Origin of the sequence: Flagellimonas chongwuensis (genome assembly GCF_013376415.1) — a bacterium.
Lineage (GTDB): Bacteria > Bacteroidota > Bacteroidia > Flavobacteriales > Flavobacteriaceae > Flagellimonas > Flagellimonas chongwuensis.
Genome location: NZ_WYET01000004.1, coordinates 156,323 through 173,895, shown reverse-complemented (window position 1 = coordinate 173,895; position 17,573 = coordinate 156,323). Strand labels below are relative to the sequence as shown.

The following is a 17,573-nucleotide window of genomic DNA, read 5'->3' as shown; positions in this document are numbered from 1 at the left end:
TACTAATCAAGATGGATGCATAGGTATTTTATCTAAAAAAGTACGATGTCTGGTGACTAACCAATCCATATTTAAAAGAAAAATCCTACTTTTAGAAAGCGCATTAAAATTATAATCAACCTTAACCCTAACCATGTACCCCTTCAGAAGAATCTTTCTATACGGCACACCTTTGCCGTGGAAACGATGGTGTATTTTAGACTAAACAACCCCATCCATGTCATGAAACAAGCCTTATACGTATTGGTATTGCTCACTTTTATGGTTTCTTGTTCAGAGAGTGAAAGTCCTACTCCTCCTAAAACACCAGAAGTACCAAGTGCAGTAGAACAGGGATCCCAATCTTTTGGGATTAACAACATGGAGATTACTTCCAAAAATTCAACAAATCTAGTTGCAAAGGAATTTATACCAGCCTATGTTTTTGTTAGCGTGGAAACGGATGAAGGCAGTACTATATTGAATAGACATCAACTTGATGTTGTGGACAATGGAGGTGATTATGTTACAGAAGAAGTACTATTGGACTCAGGAACCTACACATTAACAGAATTTATTGTGGTAGATGCTGACGATAAAGTGATTTCCTTAGTGCCAAAAGCCACCTCTGCACTCTCTCAGTTTACTGGAACTTCACTTCCGTATGATTTTACAGTTCAAGAAGGAGATTCAAAGAATACACCTATTGATAATATAGAAGCAGCCGGTTATTCTTGGGTGGAATTTGGTTATGAAGAAGATGACTTGGTTTTTTCCGAGGCAGAAGATTTCTTCACATTAACTGTTGATGATTCAGAAAACTTAACAACAAAAGTGATTGCTTTAAAATCGTTAACAGGTTCAACCTATCAAATTGATTGGGGAGATGGTGTTATTGAAGAATATGTATCTACCCTAAATACTATTGAAATAGAAAATGAAGCCAATCATACTTATGAAATAAATGGTGTCTATAAAATAAAAATTATCGGAGCAGTAGAGGTTATTGAATATTTGAATTTCAGTAATTATGAGGTGGAATTCAATAATCAAAGCAATATTATTGCTGCGGATTTAAGTAATTTAACCCTATTAAAAGAGGTGGATTTCCATATCGGAAAATTAACATCATTGGATACTTCAAATAATCTTTTATTAGAAAACCTTAGTCTGGGATACAACCAAATAACACATTTGAATTTAACTAATAACGAGAAACTTAGGAGGTTGTATGCTAGATTTAATCAGTTAACCGAAATAGATGTTTCACAAAATCCAATGTTGGAACTTTTGTGGATAAATGGCAATCAAATTTCCAATTTAGATGTTTCCAACAACTCTTATTTACAGTTATTATTTGCTAGGGAAAATAATTTAACCAGTTTGGATGTGACTCAGAACAGCCAGTTAAACCAACTTGACTTAAGCGGTAACTTAATGTCAAATATTGATGTCACCCAGAACACAAACTTGTTTTTGATCAATATTGGTGCAAACAACCTAACCCAAATAGATTTATCGCAAAACATAGAATTGGAACGTATAGATTTATATGAAAATCAAATAAGTGCGATAGACCTTTCCGCAAATTTAAAACTACAGGATTTATATATCGAAGATAATTTATTGAGCAGCTTGGACTTATCGCAAAACGTAGCACTTGAAAGATTAATAATCGAGAACAATAACTTTAGCCAAATCGATATTACCCAGAACCACAAAATGTTTGATTTGCAAATTGGCGGCAATCAATTTATGGCAGCGGAGCTGGACCAAATGATTTCTTTTGTTTACGACCAGGCGATTCTGAATTCAACCACCTATGGTTATATCGATTTCCAAAACAATCCAGGTACGGATTTGATAGATCAAACCACCATTGCTAAAATCAATGAATTAGGACTAGATTACGATTGGACATTCAACAATAATTAAGGAAAGGCCGAAATAAAAATAAAAGGCGCACTGATCAGTGCGCCTTTTTTGTTACTGAAAATTTATTTCTTCATTCCAGGAATACCCTCTGGCTTTTTCGTTTGCCAATGGAATGTCTCCGCTTCTTTTTTAACAGGAGCCACCTCATCTAACGTATCGGCATCGTAGACCCTTCCGTTTTTGATGACATGGGTAATTGTGTTGGTATTTCGAATATCTTCCAACGGATTTTTATCCAAGATCAAAATATCCGCCAACTTGCCTTCCTCGATACTTCCCAGATCACCATCCAAACCAAGCGATTCCGCACCAAGGATGGTCGCAACTTTAAGGGCGTCCATTGTCTGCATTCCGCCACTTGCTACCGACCACAGTTCCCAATGATAGCCTAATCCCTGTAACTGACCATGGCTTCCAATGCCACCGAGTCCATCAGCTTCGACCAAATCTTTCATAAACTCGGCATGCTTTTTAAACACATGTTCTTCGGGCATAAACCAAGCTCCTCTTCGTCTTGATTTTTGAGCCAATTCTTCATAAGGAGTAAAGTATTGTAGCTTTTTATCGTGGTACACATCTTCGGTGGCATAATAATAGTTCTCTGCCCATGGTCCGCCGTAGGACACCAAAAGGGTAGGGGTGACCGCCATTTTGGATTCTGCAACGGATTGTACAACGTCATCATAAATGGGGTAAATTGGGAATGAATGTTCGTGACCGGGATAACCGTCCAACAATTGGGTCATGTTCAATTTAAAATCCAATCCACCTTCGGTAGTCGGCATCAATTTTAGTTCTTTGGCTGCCATAATGATCCATTGGCGCATCTGTCGGTTCCCCACCAAATACATTTTTATGCTCTTGGTATCGTAGTACTCGCTGTATTGCTTCAGCACTTCCTTGGCATGTTCCAATGATTTTATTTTGTACGACCAATAACCAACGCCGGGCCCGGTACTATAGACCCGTGGTCCGTGCATCATTCCGGCATCAACCATATCGGAATATGTAAGAACGTCGGTTGTGGCCGTCTGAGGGTCCCTGGTGGTTGTAACACCGTACGCCAAATTGGCGGAATAAATCCAAATCTGATTTTTATGAATGCCCCAGTTAGGCCACATGTGCGCGTGGGTATCCACAAAACCGGGGGTAATTGTTTTGCCAGCAGCATCAATTTCCACGGTTCCTTTTGGAACAGTTAAAGAACCTGACGCACCAACTGCTTTAATTCGATTGTTTTCGATAAGGATGTCACCGTTTTCAATGATTTCATCATCTTTCATTGTGATGATGCGTGCACCTTTTATTAGCACCATTCCTTCTGGAATATCTTTGGTATAACTAACCTTTACTTTGATTTCTTTGGCTTGATATCCTTTGTCCTCCTTTTTGTCATCATCCTTCTCATCTTCTTCCTCGTCATCTTCGCTCTCCTTTTTTAGTTTTTCGGCTTCCTTTTTAGCAATTGCCACACTGTCGGCATATGCTTTGGCAGCCGGAAGATTGTAAATAAAGTGACTGGCGCCCAAAGACCAATGTACATCTTTACTATTGCCCGACCAAGCAGCAAACTCTCCGCCCAGCAATGTCAACTTCATGGCAGGGAAGGCTGCTTTATCCGCATCTGCTACGGATACTTTTGGCGTTTTCCCATATTTAGGTATGGTAACCGTATAAATATCATTGTTGATTTTGGCCAAGGCCGTGGTGCCGTCCGGTGAAATCTTGATTTCTGATGGAGCAGATGACTTATCCTCTGGAGCTTTATTTTGTTCTGACCCTGGCAAAATACTATGTCCTCCGTTTTCATCATGGAATCCAAAAGAAGAGGAGCCGAATGTAGTAATACCGCTTAGCGTAAGGTGTTCCTTTTGATCAGTACCGTCCCATCGAATTGAAAGCAAATCTTTGCCTTTGCTCAAATAAATTCGGTCGTCCACTTTGGTAAAATGTGGATTGGAACGACCTTCGGATTTATCTATCACCGTAATTTTTCCACCTTCGGATGGAATCCATGCCAAATCTTCCTCGGCACCACTCGCACGAGGGCCAATTGCATCGCGATACACTTGCGCGGAACCTTTGGTAAAGGCAATTCTATTGCTTTGGTAAGACCAGGCCGGATTGCTATAGATGGCCGACTCCTCCGTTAGTTTTTTGGAGCCTCCGCGTCCGTTAGCATTTACTTTATACAAATAACCGCCATCGGTTTCCCAAGATGTGAAAACAATGCTTTCGCCATCAGGGGACCAAGCGGGTTGTGCTTCGGTGAAATCGTTTTTTGTCAAACGTTTTGGTGTGCCGTTGGGCAAATCCATAACATACAGCCTGTTTAACGCGGTAAAGGCAAGTTTGCTTCCATCGGGTGACGGGACACCATCCCGGATTTGTGTCACAAAAGCCTCTTTGGTATCCTCAATGGGATATTTAAAAGATAATTGTGGGCCTAATTCGAGATTGACATCTACTTCAAAAGGTATCTCAACCGATGAATTCGAGTCGATATTTATACGGTATATTTTTCCTCCATAGCTTGCCACCAAGTTTTTACTATCAGGAGTAAAGGCCATTCCGGGCAGTACGCCAAGTGGTGCAATGGATTCTTGCTCATCCCGCTGTACTGGATAGGCCAACCAACGTTCGTCACCATTTTCCAAATTGAGCAATACCAGTCCCGTCTCGGTTTCAAAGCGGCTTCCATATACCAGCCATTTGCCATTGGGCGAAAGCGTAGGGGTAAATGCCGAACCATATCTGGAAGTTACCGTAGAAACCCCACCATCCTCGGTGTTGTAAGTTCCTAGTTGATATTGAGGCAATTGGGCGTTATAGTTCCATGCTCCCGTACGTATCGAAAAATAGATGAGTTTTCCATCTGGCGAGAATTCTGGGTCAATGGCTTTCAGTTTTTCCGGTTCGGAGATAAGTTGGGCACCGCCTCCGCCATCTTTGTGGTACATGTGCAGCTTGATGTTCCTACGGCCCTTGGCACCAACAATATAGTCTCCGTCCGGACTCCAATCGGCCGAAAAGAAATTCTGATCACTGTCCTTGGTAATTTGTTTGGTTTCTTCTGACTCCAATTCCATGGTCCAGATATTATCGGACCCGCTTTTATCGGAAATAAAAACGATGGATTTTCCATCGGGGCTGAACCTCGGGTGGACATCATAGGCCATTCCTTTGGTAATCTGAGTTGCTTTGCCCCCTTGAATGGGAATGGTGTATAGGTCGCCCATCAAATCAAAAATGATGGTTTTGCCATCAGGGCTTACGTCCAAGGAAATCCAAGTTCCCTCTTTGGTGGTGAAAGAAATGGTTCTCTCCGGTTCTAAGGGCAGTTCTTCGGTTGCCTTTTTTGTGCTGTCCGCAACCTGCTCTTTATCCTGAGCAAAAGAAGAAGTACTCATAAATACTATGGCACATGCCAACAGGTAGTAATTTTTTTTCATTGAGTTAGTTTATTGATGAATCAAGAGAACAAGGTATGAAAAAAAAGAAAGGATTTATTTATTTTTAAAGCAGTTGCAGTATTTGCAAAAGTAGACTGGATAAGCAGTTTGATAGAAATTTCCTTAGAGCCTTAATAACCGTTCAATAAATAACGGGTATATCCATCAATATCGTAAAACCATTGACCATCTCGTCCATATACCCCTTTCGGAACGTATGTAAATGGACGATTCGACTAACACTAGATTACTCCATGATACAGCCTTCCAAAAAGCGGCTTTTTTCTGTATTTCTATTTTTGATGCTTTCGCTTCAGACCTTTGGGCAAGAACGAAAAACATATGAAGGACCACTAAAAGTAGGACCTTATACGGGAAAAGCAGTTTATCAATTCGTTATTTCTGACCTCGATACCATTTTTGACGGTGATTTTCAATTACAACAATCCAATTTGGAGACCTTGGTGGAAAACGAGGACACATCCTTTCGTTTTTCGGGCAAGTTTGATAAAGGCGTTGCCAACGGACCATGGGAATTTGAATTTGGAGAATACAAGACCAATAGTCAGAGTCAGGTGGTGGGCTACGAATACCGGGTTTTGGTCAGTGGTGTGCAAGAAATAGGTGAGGGGAACCTAATAGATGGTAAACCCGATGGTGATTGGAACTACACCATTAACCAGATAAAGGACTCCGAGGTTGAAAAAATCATATTTAAAAGCACCATTTCTTTTGACAAAGGAGTACCGCGTCAAAACTTTCAAATAGAGAACGATAGCAGCGTGCTGGTGGGTCGATTTTTAAGGGACGGTCTTGCGCACGATGAATGGTCGTACTATGGAACAGAGGCCGTGGAGGATATCGAGGATTGGTTCTTCGAGGATGGATTACTGAGAACCATAAAAATAAAGTCCGAGGGTAAATCACAGGATATAAACGTATTCACCAAGAGCGTTGCAGCCTATAAAACCGTTCAGTTGAACGAGGGCTATATTACTTTGCTTGAATCGCTTGTCCATTTACAAAGCGGGGAAAGCCAAATACTGCGTCTCTTGGGACAGAACATGGGTTATTATCAAAAGGTCAACAATGTGCTAAACCATTTGGGAACTTCTGATTTTAAGCCCAACATGAAAGTCAGGGTACCTTATTTTCCTTTGGATTCCCTTCAAAATAAAACCTTGGACAAAATTGTTTCGGAATATAAAGATGCAGAAGAAATGAGCTCCATCATTTTGGATAACAGTCATCTGAACATTGTAAAACGTACGGATTCCGAAGCACTTTTTTACTACAATGCCGCTCAAAAAATAAACAACGACTTCTTGATTCCGTTATCCACATTGGTTTCACATAGGGAACTGGAAATTGTACAGTACCAAGAAATTCCTTTGCTATTGAAAAGGCTTTGGCCCAATGGCAAACCTAGCACGGAGATTTTGGTGGTCGCCGACGAAGAAGGTGGCACCAGGACGTTTAAGTTGCCAAGTTCTGAGGAATTTGAATATGAAAGCAATGACCTGTTAGCGGTCGAAGCTTTGGCCACGTACGCAAAAATGAGTTTGGAATACATAAAGGGTTCCCTTGCATCACGATTGACCAATGAGGAACAGCTTCAAATGTTGAACGGACTTGAAGAAGAGCTTATTGAGCTGAACAATGATCTAGAGCACAAATTAGATTCTGTTCCAGGACTTTCATCAGAATATACAAATGCACTAAAACAGCTAAAGAACTTGTCCGATAGCTCTTTGACCCGGTATGCGGATATCAAAAATCCCCAGCAAAAACTGGAATATGGCAAAGGGGCAAAAACATGTCTTATGCAGCTGAGCGAATTGGCAACTGGCATTAAAGCACTTCCGAACCGTGTTGAAGCTGTGGAAAAGGAATATACCGATGCCGTATGGAATCCATTTATGGCCAATGTGATGGAGGAGGAGGTGAAAAAACGAATTGTATCGGCCTACAGGGATATCCTGATTCCTTATTTCTTGAACACGGCAACAGAAGAATTAACATGTGACAATACAGGGACATTGAACGACCAGATGATGAACACTCACCAAAGTATATTGGATTTGAGAAATAAGGACACCCGCAAATTGGAGCGCAAACTCCGTCGTGAAAAACGGCCAACCGAAGTTTTGGCACTTATACTTGAACAATCAACTTCCCAAAACCAATAAGCATGAGGAATAGTAGAAATAGCTTTTTGGCGGTTGTTGTCTTATTATTTGGATGTACGGTTTTTGCACAAGAATCAGAACCCGAAGTGCTTCCGGAGACCTCACAGTACAAGGACCCAAAGACGAAAGTCTGGGTCAACACCTATGGGAACATAAGAATAGGTAAACGATTCTTCTGGGATGCCCAGACCCATTTTAGGTTTCAGGAAACCAAAAGCACCCCGTTTATTGGACAGATCGGTCAAATTTATAACCGACATGCCATTGGTTATATTTTCAACAAAAAGACCAATTTTAGATTGGGTGGGGTAGTGCGTATCAATTTTAATACCGATGAAGATTCGGAAGGTAAAAATGTGGTTCCCGAATGGCGTATCTGGCACCAATATCAGTTTGCCATGCCGTTTTATTCGGCCATGTTCTATCATCGAATTCGAATAGAGCACCGTTGGAGCAAAGGCTTTACGGAGAACAGCGACTATATTTTCAGAAACCGTTGGCGATACATGTTCAGGGCAAAAATCCCTTTGAACAATAATAAACTCAGCCCCAAAACCATTTATGTGGCACCAGAGGCGGAATTGATCATGCAGAGCGGCAAGGAGGTGGTCGCAAGTCCAATGGAAGACCTTCGGTTAACAACTACTATTGGATATATTGTTACCCCACGGCTCACATTCGCCGCAGGCCTTTTGTACAACCAAGGACAGGAAAGGTACAATGGAGGTTATTATCAACAAGGTTGGACATTGCGATTCCATATGTATTATTCTCCTGACTTTAGAAGAGTTAAAAAAAAGTTACCGGACGTCCATTTGACCGATTAACCACGTATGTAATAGTGAACCAAGCAATTAACGCATGAAAATAAAAAAATACGCTCCCTATATACTTTTAGCACTTTTTGCCGTGGCAATGTTTTTCTTTGCATCCCGTTCGGTTCAACTTCAAAAAGACCTTGCGCAGGTCAAAGAAGAAAACAAGGTTATTTCAGAAAAAATAAATGCCTATGAGCAACTGAACCGAATAGATTCTTTGTTGCTCCAAGAAGATTATGATACTGCAATTTCATCATACCATGCTTCCATGAATTCCAGCAAGGAAAACAATATGGTGATTCCTTTACGCATAGCCTTGGCGGAAAAGTTAAAGCAAAACAAAATAGTTGTCAGCCCCATGCCCGACAGCGTAACTGCAAGACAAGATACCATCCAAGAATCAAACTGGGCCGAAGAGGAAGCCGTTAGAAAATATGATTCCATCAACTTTTCCTTGGAAAAGGCCAAAGTACAATTGACCCGTCTTAAAAAACAGTTGCAGCAAAAATCATTTGGGGAATATCTTACGTTCAAAAGCAAGAAAGGCAATCAACTACACTATATCGGTCAGGTGAAAGATGGCAAGGCCCACGGTTTTGGCGTTGCACTTTTAGAGACCGGAAGTAGGTACGAAGGTGATTGGAAAAACAACCAGCGCCATGGCGAGGGTACCTTTTACTGGGCCGATGGCGAATATTATGTGGGAAGCTATGAAGATGACAAGCGTAATGGATACGGCACCTACTACTGGCCCAATGGGGAAAAGTACACCGGTGAGTGGAAAAACGATAAGCGAAACGGAGCAGGTAGGTTCTATGATGCCGAGGGAGATGTGGTCGCAGGTGGTGAATGGAATGATGATAAATTGGTAGAGGTCAACGAAAAGTGATTTCTGTATTCAATCAATCATCATTAAAAAACAACCATTCTTACATAGATAATATCATTCCATACATAATCATTGCTGTTTTGTTACAAGGTTAGAGTAATCTACTTTTTTTTGTTAAATTTAGTTAAAATCAAAACTCTGGTTTACTAGATTAACTTAAAAATTGAGAACATGATTACGAGAAACCTCACAAAATCTTTCCGCAATTCTTTATCATTTACAGCAGCCGCGGGAATGCTGATTTTTTCCTCTTGCTCCAACGATGTTGGTATGGACGAAGATGTAAACTCCATCCAAAAGTCCGAACCTAAGTTGGTTACACTTGCAGCACGCACAGGAGAGCCCATTATTTTGGATGATTTGATCACTACGGATATTTCGACCGCAAGGGCAACAGGTGCCGCAGGTACCGATAACGGACGCTTTAATATCAGCCTAAAGTTTTTATTGCCACCTACCGAAAGACAGCAAGAAGTATTTGATCAAGCTGCAGCCCGATGGGAGCGAATCATTATAAAGGACGTTCCGTCCATAACAGGAACCATTCCATCGGCATTTACCGGTTTTCCTCCAGCGGTAGATGGAACTCTTGATGATATTGTGATCGAGGTAGCCCTAGCGCCAATTGATGGTCCTGGTGGTATATTGGGACAGGCAGGGCCCAACTTTGTCCGCACAAGTGATTTCTTGCCAATTTCGGGCGTTATGTATTTTGACGTAGAGGACTTGGACTTTTTGGAAAGCCTGGACTTGTTCGAAGATGTGATCGTACACGAAATGGGGCACGTTTTGGGCATTGGTACACTTTGGAACACGGCTGATTTTGGATTTGACAGAACCTTGATGCTAGGTGGCGAGACCACACCATATTTTGCAGGACACAAAGCGAACGTATTCTGGAATGCAGAAGGAGGAGCAGGGGAACTGCCCATAGAAAGCCTTTATGGACCAGGAACGGCATTTGGCCACTGGCAAGAGTCCACATTGAACAATGAATTGATGACCGGGTTCTTGAACTTGGGTGAAAATCCATTGAGCAGGATTACGGCCGGTTCCATGCAAGACCTGGGCTATGGTGCAGCGAGCGTAGGGGAGCAGTACGACCTACCACGAGGAACACCAGGTGTTGATTTAAGCACCTTAGAGGAAGGTGATACCTCCGAAGGGCTCAACATAGCTTCCAAAGAAATATTGTTGATGCCCGTGGGTTTCGTAAATACGGGTAATAAAAAGTAAAACTTTTACCCCATGCATAAAGAAAAGCTTGTACCGGAGAGGTATGAGCTTTTTTGCTTTTGAATGCCCAGTGGGCCATAAATTTCTATCGTTCAGAGCAGTTTTTTTTCTTTCAAAGTCTCTTCAAGTCGATTATGGTTGTCCCAAAATCTATTCGCTATTTTTTTTATCACGTTTTGGTATTCTGGGTGTACTTCGAGCTTCTCCAGGTTAGGGTCCAATCCCATAAACAATACAATCCAATACTGAAAATGGTTTTTGGCGGCAAATGCTTCCAATTGTTCAATGGCCTGATCAAATTTGTTCTCATAGGCATATTTTACCGCCATACTTGCAGGTTGGTATATAGATTTATCATTTACACAGTAATCGGTATAGGCTGCCAATAGTTCATCAGCTTCTTTTTGATGCCCCATTTTTTCATAGGTTACCCCGATTTTGATATCCTCTTGAGGATAAATATTCAATCCACGGGCCTTTTTCATCTCATTATATGACTTGTAATATCTGTAAGCACTGTCATATTCTTTTTGAAAGTAGTGCAGTTTGGCCACTCACTTCCTGTAAAATGTCCAAGCGGGTAGTATCCTTCTGAAGCTCCCGTTTTATGGCATTCAAAGTCTGCTTAATGTCCTGGTTCTTGGCATAACGGATATAGGCCTTAAGATATGGGGCATAAGGGTTTTGCGGAAATAGCTCAATTGCTTTGTCAATGTATTCCAAGGCTTCTTCGGTAAACCCCGATTGTATAAGGGCGTTGCTCAAATGAAGATAAATATAGCTCTTGGCCGTATCGTTGTCCGCCACATCCAATTGAATGCCTCTTAGCGCATATTCCAAATATTTTCCGGTATTGGGCAGTTTGTTGGCATAAAGAGTGGACAACATATTTACCACCCCCGAAGAATTGGGGTTGTATTCCAACGCTTTTTCCAAATGGGGGACAGCCAATCTATAGTCCCCAATATGTTCATAATACAAAGCTTTGGCAATCAAACTTTCGGTTAATTTTGAATCGTGCAACAAGGCTTTGTCAGCATAGTTGTTGATGATCTCGGTATGCTGTTTTTCTTTCTTATAAAGGTCAAGATAGTAGTATGCAATTGCCAGGTCTGCATATACCAAGGCAAATTCAGAATCTTCCCCAATGGCTTTTTCAAACAATGGAATGGCTTCCAAAAGACCTTCTTCCGTTTGCCGGTTAAAGGGTTCTTGGGCCTGCAGATAATAATCGTATGCGGCTAGGTTATCGGTTGGTTTCTTATCGATTAGTTCCAATTCGGATGGAGTTACCTTGGCCTTGATGGCATCGGCAATTTTTTTTGCGACTTCGTTCTGCACTGCGAAAATGTCGATCACCTTGTGTGTGTATTGTTCGCCCCAGATTCGTGTATCCGTAGCGGCATCGATCAATTGGATATTGAGCATAACTTGGTCGCCCACTTTTTGGCCACTTCCTTCCACGACATAGTTCACGTTCAGTTCATAGGCGATTTCACCTATATTCTGGTTGGAATTGCGGTATTTTTCTACCGATGTCCGACTAATTACACGTAAATCCTCAATTTTTTGAAGGTTCCCTAACGACGCTTCCATCAAACCATTGACAAAATACAGGTTGGTGGAATCACTGCTTTCATTTTTGAACGGAAGTACCGCAATGGATTTTTCCAAGTTTGTTTTTTGTGATGCATCGGCAGTAGTAGGGGAGGAAGGCAAAAGTAGATAAGCAACACCACTGATAACAAGAATGGCCAAGGCCATAATGGCCCATTTGTATTTTATCCAAAATGGAGTGGATGTGTTCTCCCGTTCAGCTTCAAAACCAAGTTTACCAACTTCTCCGGGAGGGTGGCCGTAATGTTCCCGAAAACATTTGATAAAATAAGAAGTACTGCCAAACCCTACCCGATAGGACACCTCCGAAACCGTAAGGTCGGATTCCCTGAGCAATTCCATGGCCTCTTCCAATCGGATTTGTCGAATAAACTGACTGGCGGATAATTGTGTCTGCTTTTTGCATTTACGGAGCAGGCTGGAGCGGCTCATATGCATGGCATCTGCCAATTCCGATACGCCAAAATGTTCATCGCCCAGATGTTCCAGTACGATGGCTTTGGCCTCATAGGTAAATTTCTGCCCTTTTGGTTTGTCTAGCATGGTGGTTTGCAGATTGATAGCTGCATGGGTTTAACAAATATAAGCGATTCCTTTCCATGGAGAAAATGCAGGTTTTGCCGCATAATTTATATCCATGCACCATAATTTTTATGGACTGCGCAAGACTTACATACAACGCGGCATAGCTGATTAGTACTGCATCAGGCTTTGGGGAATCTTTGTAACGTAAAATTTATTGTTCAATACTTAAAACGAAAAGTCATGAAAAATTTTAAAAACAATTCAATGAAACATCTAAAGTACGCATTGCTTATTGTAATGGTAAGCCTATCCGCCTGCGGACAAAAAAAGTCAACCTCCGATAAGGAAGAAACTGCCAAAACAGAGGTAAAAGCCCCTGATGTGGCCCTTTCTGCTGCCGTGGTCGCTGGAAATCTGGAAGTGGTGGAACAGCATATCAAAGCTGGGACCGACATCAATGAAAAGGACGCCCTTAGCGGTTCCACTCCATTGATCACAGCTATTACTTTTGATAAGAAGGACATTGCACAAACTTTGATAGATGCGGGAGCAGATTTGTCCATTAAAAACAATGATGGTTCCACTGCACTGCATGTGGCCGCTTTCTTCTGTAAAATCGAAGCTGTTCAAATGCTATTGGATTCGGGCGCGGACAAAAAAATAAAAAACAACTACGGTGCAACACCGCGCGAAACCGTTGTGGGCCCGTTTGCCGATGTAAAGCCCATTTACGAAATGATGCAGCAACAATTGGGGCCTATTGGCTTGCAATTGGATTTGGAGGAGGTTGAAGAGACCCGTCCTACTATTGCCGTAATGCTACAATAATCCATCAAAAAACAACAGTCATCATGAAAACAGCACGTAGACACGATATTGATTGGTTGCGGGTAATTACCATTGCCCTGTTACTGATCTATCATATTGCCATTATTTTTCAACCTTGGGCCATGTTTGTTGGTTTTGTAAGGAGCGAACAATCCCTTGAAGGGCTATGGACCCCGATGACATTGCTCAATGTATGGCGTATCCCTATTCTGTTCTTTGTATCGGGCATGGGGCTCTTTTTTGCCATGCGCAGACGTAACTGGAAACAATTGATAGGGGAGCGGACCAGACGTATTTTGTTGCCGTTGTTGTTCGGGATAGTGGCCATTGCACCGTTGCATATGTTTATTTTTCAAAAATTCTATAAACTGCCTTTGGGATACTATCCGCATATGGGGCATCTATGGTTCTTGGGAAATATTTTTGTCTACGTGCTGTTGTTTTTACCTGTTTTTTATCTCTTAAAGCAAAGAGAAGGAGGGGTGTTTCAACAAATATTGGGCTCACTGATGTCCAACCCTGTTGGCCCCTTGTTGGTTTCGTTGTTCTTTATGTTGGAAGCCATTTTAGTAGAACCACAGGTGTATTCCATTTATGCGGAAACATGGCATGGGTTCTTTTTAGGGGCATTGGCCTTCTTTTTTGGGTATTTGTTCGTTTACAGTGGCCAACATTTTTGGGATACCGTAAAAAAATGGCGCTGGGGCTATTTGGCACTTGCCTTGAGCCTGTATGCAGTACGGTATTTGGAGTTCCAGTTGGAAGCTCCCGGATACCTCATGGCCTTGGAATCCAATTGTTGGATTTTAGGAATCCTTGGTCTTGGCTATCGGTACTTGAACAGGCCCAGCGGGCTGTTGCAATATTTGAGCCAGGCGGCCTATCCTGTTTATATCATCCATATGTTTGTGATGTATTTGGGGGCCCTGTTGATTTTGCCGTTAAAGATTCACCCGTTTTTACAGTTTGTAGCCATAACGGTGTTCACTTTTATAGTATGTTATTTGTTGTTCGAATTCCTTATTCGTAGGATATGGTTTTTGCGGCCTCTGTTTGGTCTAAAGGGGAAGGTGGACAAAGAGGTTGCAAAAAAATCATGGCTAGCGATGCTTAAATCCAATTTTTAAGGAGGTTTTGGCAAAACGAATCCAGAACTTTTCGTTGAACCATTTTATACCCTGTATATTTGCAACGTTTTGATTTTAAAACTATAAACAAAAATTATGAGTAAAGTAAAAGAGAATGACACTGTAAAGGTGCACTACACAGGTAAATTGACCAACGGACAGGTTTTTGACAGTTCATTGGAGCGCGAACCTATGGAGGTAGCCTTGGGGCAGGGTCAACTTATACCAGGTTTTGAAAAAGGGCTTATTGACATGGAGGTCAATGAAAAGAAAACCATCACCATAGACAAGCAAGAAGCCTATGGAGAGGTGAACGAGGCACTTTTTCAGAAAATCTCTAAAACACAATTGCCCGAAGACCTAAAACCAGAGGTAGGCATGGGCTTGGTAGGCTCCAATGCCCAAGGGCAAGAGCAACAGTTTAGAGTGGCCAAGGTAGAAGAAGAAGATATTATCATCGATGCCAACCATCCGTTGGCAGGCCAGGATTTGGTGTTCGACCTTGAAGTGGTTGAGATACTATAAATACACGATTTTCACACTATATTGTTAAAGCCACCCTTTGGGTGGTTTTTTTGTTTGTGCCCAGTAGGACGTTTGAACCATATGGAGAATTATAGCTTACCAATGACAAACCCTTAAAATACAACATGACGACATTTGTACTATAATGTTCTCGCGTTATGTAACTTGAGCTTTGGTACGGCATAAAAAGTGAAGGTCTTGTAGACCTTTTCTTTTTTGAGCGGGTTGAAGCGATGGCAAAGTTTATTATACACTTCTTAAAAAATTTCCTTTTAAAAATGTAAAGGAACACTGTTTTGCCGAACCCACGGTGTGAGGGAGGTAAAAGTGTATGGAATGGCAAAAAAGTTCTGAACTACTATACCAAATCAACTTTCACACCTAGCCCATGAGAAATACGTGAAAGTATATCGAGACCTACTGAATATCTTCCCTGTTCAATCCTACTTAAATTGGCAGCGTCAATATTTGCAAATTAAAACCAAGGCATTTGAACTAGAAATTTCGATAAACACCGATTATTACATTTTTATATAAGAAAAATAGTGTTAATTTAAGGCGAGAATTAACCAAACAAACTATCTCTTAATGAGAACTAGAATATTTTTCCTTTTGGCTTCAGTATTTTTACTGATTTCTTGTTCATCCGAATCTACATCCGAAGATTTAATACCCTCAGAAATTGATGGTGTCCATACATTTCAAATTGATTTTACCGAACTAAAGGCACAGAGTACATCACAAAAAGGTACAGAAAACCTTGAACCTATTTTTGCCTTGATTAGCGTAAAAAGTAGTAATGGGAGCTCAATTCTCAATAGGGAAAGGGTTAATTTGATCCATGTGAACGGAAGTTACAGTACTTCTGAAATAACTTTGAAAGTAGGTAATTATAGGTTAACAGAGTTTATTGTGGTCGATGAGAATGATGTGGTTCTTTCAATGGTGCCATATGAAAGTTCTGCAATGTCACAGTTCGTTGCCAATACTTTGCCCATAGCATTTGAAGTTTCAGAAAATGAAGTAAATAATACACTTACAGAAAACTTGTTTACCGCTGGTTTTACATCCACTGATTTTGGGTATACTGGCTTAAGCATGGTGTTTCCTGAGATTTCTGATTTTTTTGAATTACATATAGATGAATCCGAACTACAAACAACCAAGACTTTGACTATTAAATCGCTTACGGGTTCGAATTTTTTGGTGGATTGGGGAGATGGGGTTGTTGATGATTATACTACCTCTACAACCGATACAGAAGAACCGATTGAGCTTGTTCATATTTATGAGACCGCTGGAAATTATACTATAACTATTAATGGCCCCATTGAGGTTATAGAATACTTTACATTTATGGGAGGTGAAATTCCAAATGAGATATATCAACGTCAAAATAATTTGGTTTGGGTTGACTTAACTAAATTAAAATTACTGAAGTATGTGGGGATTAATGAAGGAAGATTATCCACCATCGATGTTTCTGGTAACCCAGTGTTGGAAAATTTAATAGTGTTTCGAAATAATCTGACCAGTATTAATTTATCAGGCAACCCGAATTTAAAGGAGATATTTATAACTGAAAATTCCTTGACAAGTTTAGATATCACACAAAATCCAAATTTAGAACGGATTTACGTGTCAGAAAATCAGTTGACAACATTGGATTTGGCTAACAATAAAGATTTGGCACTAATATCGGCCGATAAAAATCAATTAAGTAGTTTGGATATATCTAATAATACTAAACTAACCCATGTATATTTAGGTAGTAACATACTGACAAATTTAGATACATCGAATAATGCTGAATTGATTTCCTTGTCTGTTGGATTTAATCAGGTAACTTCTATTGATGTTTCGAACAATCCATTGCTAAAATTCTTGCAAATTAATGAGAACCAAATAAGCAGCTTGGATATTTCGAACAATCTAAATCTTGAAAGGTTGGATGCAAATGACAATTTGTTCACCGAGTTAGATATTTCAAGTAATGAGGCCTTAAAATCTTTAGTGATTGGCAATAACAACTTTCAAACCATTGATATATCCAACAATCCCTTTTTGACTTCATTGCAGCTCGCAAACAATCAATTCGATAATGAAATTCTAGATGAAATTATTTCCATCTTGTATAATAATGTTGTGTTATATTCATTAACAGAGGGTAGAATGTATTATTCGGATAACCCAGGAACAGAAAGTATTGATGGTGGTAGCATTACAAAATTGGGTGAAATGGTCGATACCTACCAATGGAAAATTTACGGGAATTAAATTGTACCATAATGTTCTAGCGTTATGTAACTTGAGCTTTGGTAAAAGCGAAAGTTTGCACTGCATTCTCTGAAAAAATTTCTTCTAAAATTTTCTTTTAAAAAATGTAATGGAATACTGTTTTGCCGAAACCGCAGAGTGGGGGAGGTGAAAGTGTATGGAATGGGTTAATACTA

General features: G+C 40.6%; 12 protein-coding genes. 9 read left to right on the top strand and 3 right to left on the bottom strand.

Features of this window, described 5'->3' with window-relative positions; translation table 11 throughout:
• Positions 1–222: 222 nt before the first annotated feature.
• Positions 223–1,914, top strand: a complete 1,692-nt coding sequence (locus GUA46_RS07910; RefSeq protein WP_176620030.1) for a leucine-rich repeat domain-containing protein — start codon at positions 223–225, stop codon at positions 1,912–1,914.
• Positions 1,915–1,976: 62 nt separating this feature from the next.
• Here the strand turns inward: GUA46_RS07910 and GUA46_RS07905 are convergent, their stop codons facing one another.
• Positions 1,977–5,366 carry an amidohydrolase family protein gene (locus tag GUA46_RS07905; RefSeq protein WP_176620029.1) on the bottom strand — a complete coding sequence of 1,130 codons (3,390 nt, stop codon included), beginning with the start codon at positions 5,364–5,366 and terminating at the stop codon, positions 1,977–1,979.
• 254 nt (positions 5,367–5,620) lie between these two features.
• Here GUA46_RS07905 and GUA46_RS07900 point away from each other — a divergent pair, with 254 nt between their 5' ends.
• The 4 genes from GUA46_RS07900 to GUA46_RS07885 all read left to right on the top strand — a co-directional run bounded on the left by GUA46_RS07900 (position 5,621) and on the right by GUA46_RS07885 (position 10,498).
• On the top strand, positions 5,621–7,555 hold the full coding sequence (locus tag GUA46_RS07900) for a hypothetical protein (protein WP_176620028.1): 1,935 nt from the start codon (positions 5,621–5,623) through the stop codon (positions 7,553–7,555).
• Between the two features lie 2 nt (positions 7,556–7,557).
• Positions 7,558–8,382, top strand: a complete 825-nt coding sequence (locus GUA46_RS07895; protein WP_176620027.1) for a DUF2490 domain-containing protein — start codon at positions 7,558–7,560, stop codon at positions 8,380–8,382.
• A 34-nt stretch (positions 8,383–8,416) separates the two neighbouring features.
• Positions 8,417–9,262 carry an MORN repeat-containing protein gene (locus GUA46_RS07890; protein ID WP_176620026.1) on the top strand — a complete coding sequence of 282 codons (846 nt, stop codon included), beginning with the start codon at positions 8,417–8,419 and terminating at the stop codon, positions 9,260–9,262.
• A gap of 171 nt (positions 9,263–9,433) precedes the next feature.
• Positions 9,434–10,498: a leishmanolysin-related zinc metalloendopeptidase gene (locus GUA46_RS07885; RefSeq protein WP_176620025.1), complete on the top strand. Its 1,065-nt coding sequence runs from the start codon at positions 9,434–9,436 to the stop codon at positions 10,496–10,498.
• A gap of 92 nt (positions 10,499–10,590) precedes the next feature.
• Here GUA46_RS07885 and GUA46_RS16825 read toward each other — a convergent pair whose 3' ends face one another.
• Both GUA46_RS16825 and GUA46_RS07880 read right to left on the bottom strand, forming a co-directional pair.
• On the bottom strand, positions 10,591–11,052 hold the full coding sequence (locus GUA46_RS16825; protein WP_229418471.1) for an HAD family hydrolase: 462 nt from the start codon (positions 11,050–11,052) through the stop codon (positions 10,591–10,593).
• Positions 11,018–12,658 carry a helix-turn-helix domain-containing protein gene (locus GUA46_RS07880; protein WP_229418470.1) on the bottom strand — a complete coding sequence of 547 codons (1,641 nt, stop codon included), beginning with the start codon at positions 12,656–12,658 and terminating at the stop codon, positions 11,018–11,020. Before GUA46_RS07880 ends, GUA46_RS16825 begins: the two co-directional genes overlap by 35 nt.
• Positions 12,659–12,904: 246 nt before the next feature.
• On the opposite strand from GUA46_RS07880, the gene GUA46_RS07875 reads away from it, so the two are divergent.
• The 4 genes from GUA46_RS07875 (at position 12,905) to GUA46_RS07860 (ending at position 17,397) form a co-directional block, all read left to right on the top strand.
• On the top strand, positions 12,905–13,468 hold the full coding sequence (locus GUA46_RS07875) for an ankyrin repeat domain-containing protein (protein WP_218109530.1): 564 nt from the start codon (positions 12,905–12,907) through the stop codon (positions 13,466–13,468).
• A 23-nt stretch (positions 13,469–13,491) separates the two neighbouring features.
• A complete protein-coding gene (locus GUA46_RS07870; RefSeq protein ID WP_176620023.1) occupies positions 13,492–14,595 on the top strand; it encodes an acyltransferase family protein in 1,104 nt (367 codons plus the stop codon).
• A gap of 96 nt (positions 14,596–14,691) precedes the next feature.
• On the top strand, positions 14,692–15,120 hold the full coding sequence (locus tag GUA46_RS07865; protein ID WP_176620022.1) for an FKBP-type peptidyl-prolyl cis-trans isomerase: 429 nt from the start codon (positions 14,692–14,694) through the stop codon (positions 15,118–15,120).
• Between the two features lie 588 nt (positions 15,121–15,708).
• Positions 15,709–17,397 carry a leucine-rich repeat domain-containing protein gene (locus tag GUA46_RS07860; protein ID WP_176620021.1) on the top strand — a complete coding sequence of 563 codons (1,689 nt, stop codon included), beginning with the start codon at positions 15,709–15,711 and terminating at the stop codon, positions 17,395–17,397.
• Positions 17,398–17,573 lie beyond the last annotated feature (176 nt).

Coding starts and splice junctions, on each gene's coding strand:
- GUA46_RS07910 (WP_176620030.1), top strand. CDS start 223: ATGAAACAAGCCTTATACGTATTGGTATTGCTCACTTTTATGGTTTCT.
- GUA46_RS07905 (WP_176620029.1), bottom strand. CDS start 5,366: ATGAAAAAAAATTACTACCTGTTGGCATGTGCCATAGTATTTATGAGT.
- GUA46_RS07900 (WP_176620028.1), top strand. CDS start 5,621: ATGATACAGCCTTCCAAAAAGCGGCTTTTTTCTGTATTTCTATTTTTG.
- GUA46_RS07895 (WP_176620027.1), top strand. CDS start 7,558: ATGAGGAATAGTAGAAATAGCTTTTTGGCGGTTGTTGTCTTATTATTT.
- GUA46_RS07890 (WP_176620026.1), top strand. CDS start 8,417: ATGAAAATAAAAAAATACGCTCCCTATATACTTTTAGCACTTTTTGCC.
- GUA46_RS07885 (WP_176620025.1), top strand. CDS start 9,434: ATGATTACGAGAAACCTCACAAAATCTTTCCGCAATTCTTTATCATTT.
- GUA46_RS07880 (WP_229418470.1), bottom strand. CDS start 12,658: ATGCTAGACAAACCAAAAGGGCAGAAATTTACCTATGAGGCCAAAGCC.
- GUA46_RS07875 (WP_218109530.1), top strand. CDS start 12,905: ATGAAACATCTAAAGTACGCATTGCTTATTGTAATGGTAAGCCTATCC.
- GUA46_RS07870 (WP_176620023.1), top strand. CDS start 13,492: ATGAAAACAGCACGTAGACACGATATTGATTGGTTGCGGGTAATTACC.
- GUA46_RS07865 (WP_176620022.1), top strand. CDS start 14,692: ATGAGTAAAGTAAAAGAGAATGACACTGTAAAGGTGCACTACACAGGT.
- GUA46_RS07860 (WP_176620021.1), top strand. CDS start 15,709: ATGAGAACTAGAATATTTTTCCTTTTGGCTTCAGTATTTTTACTGATT.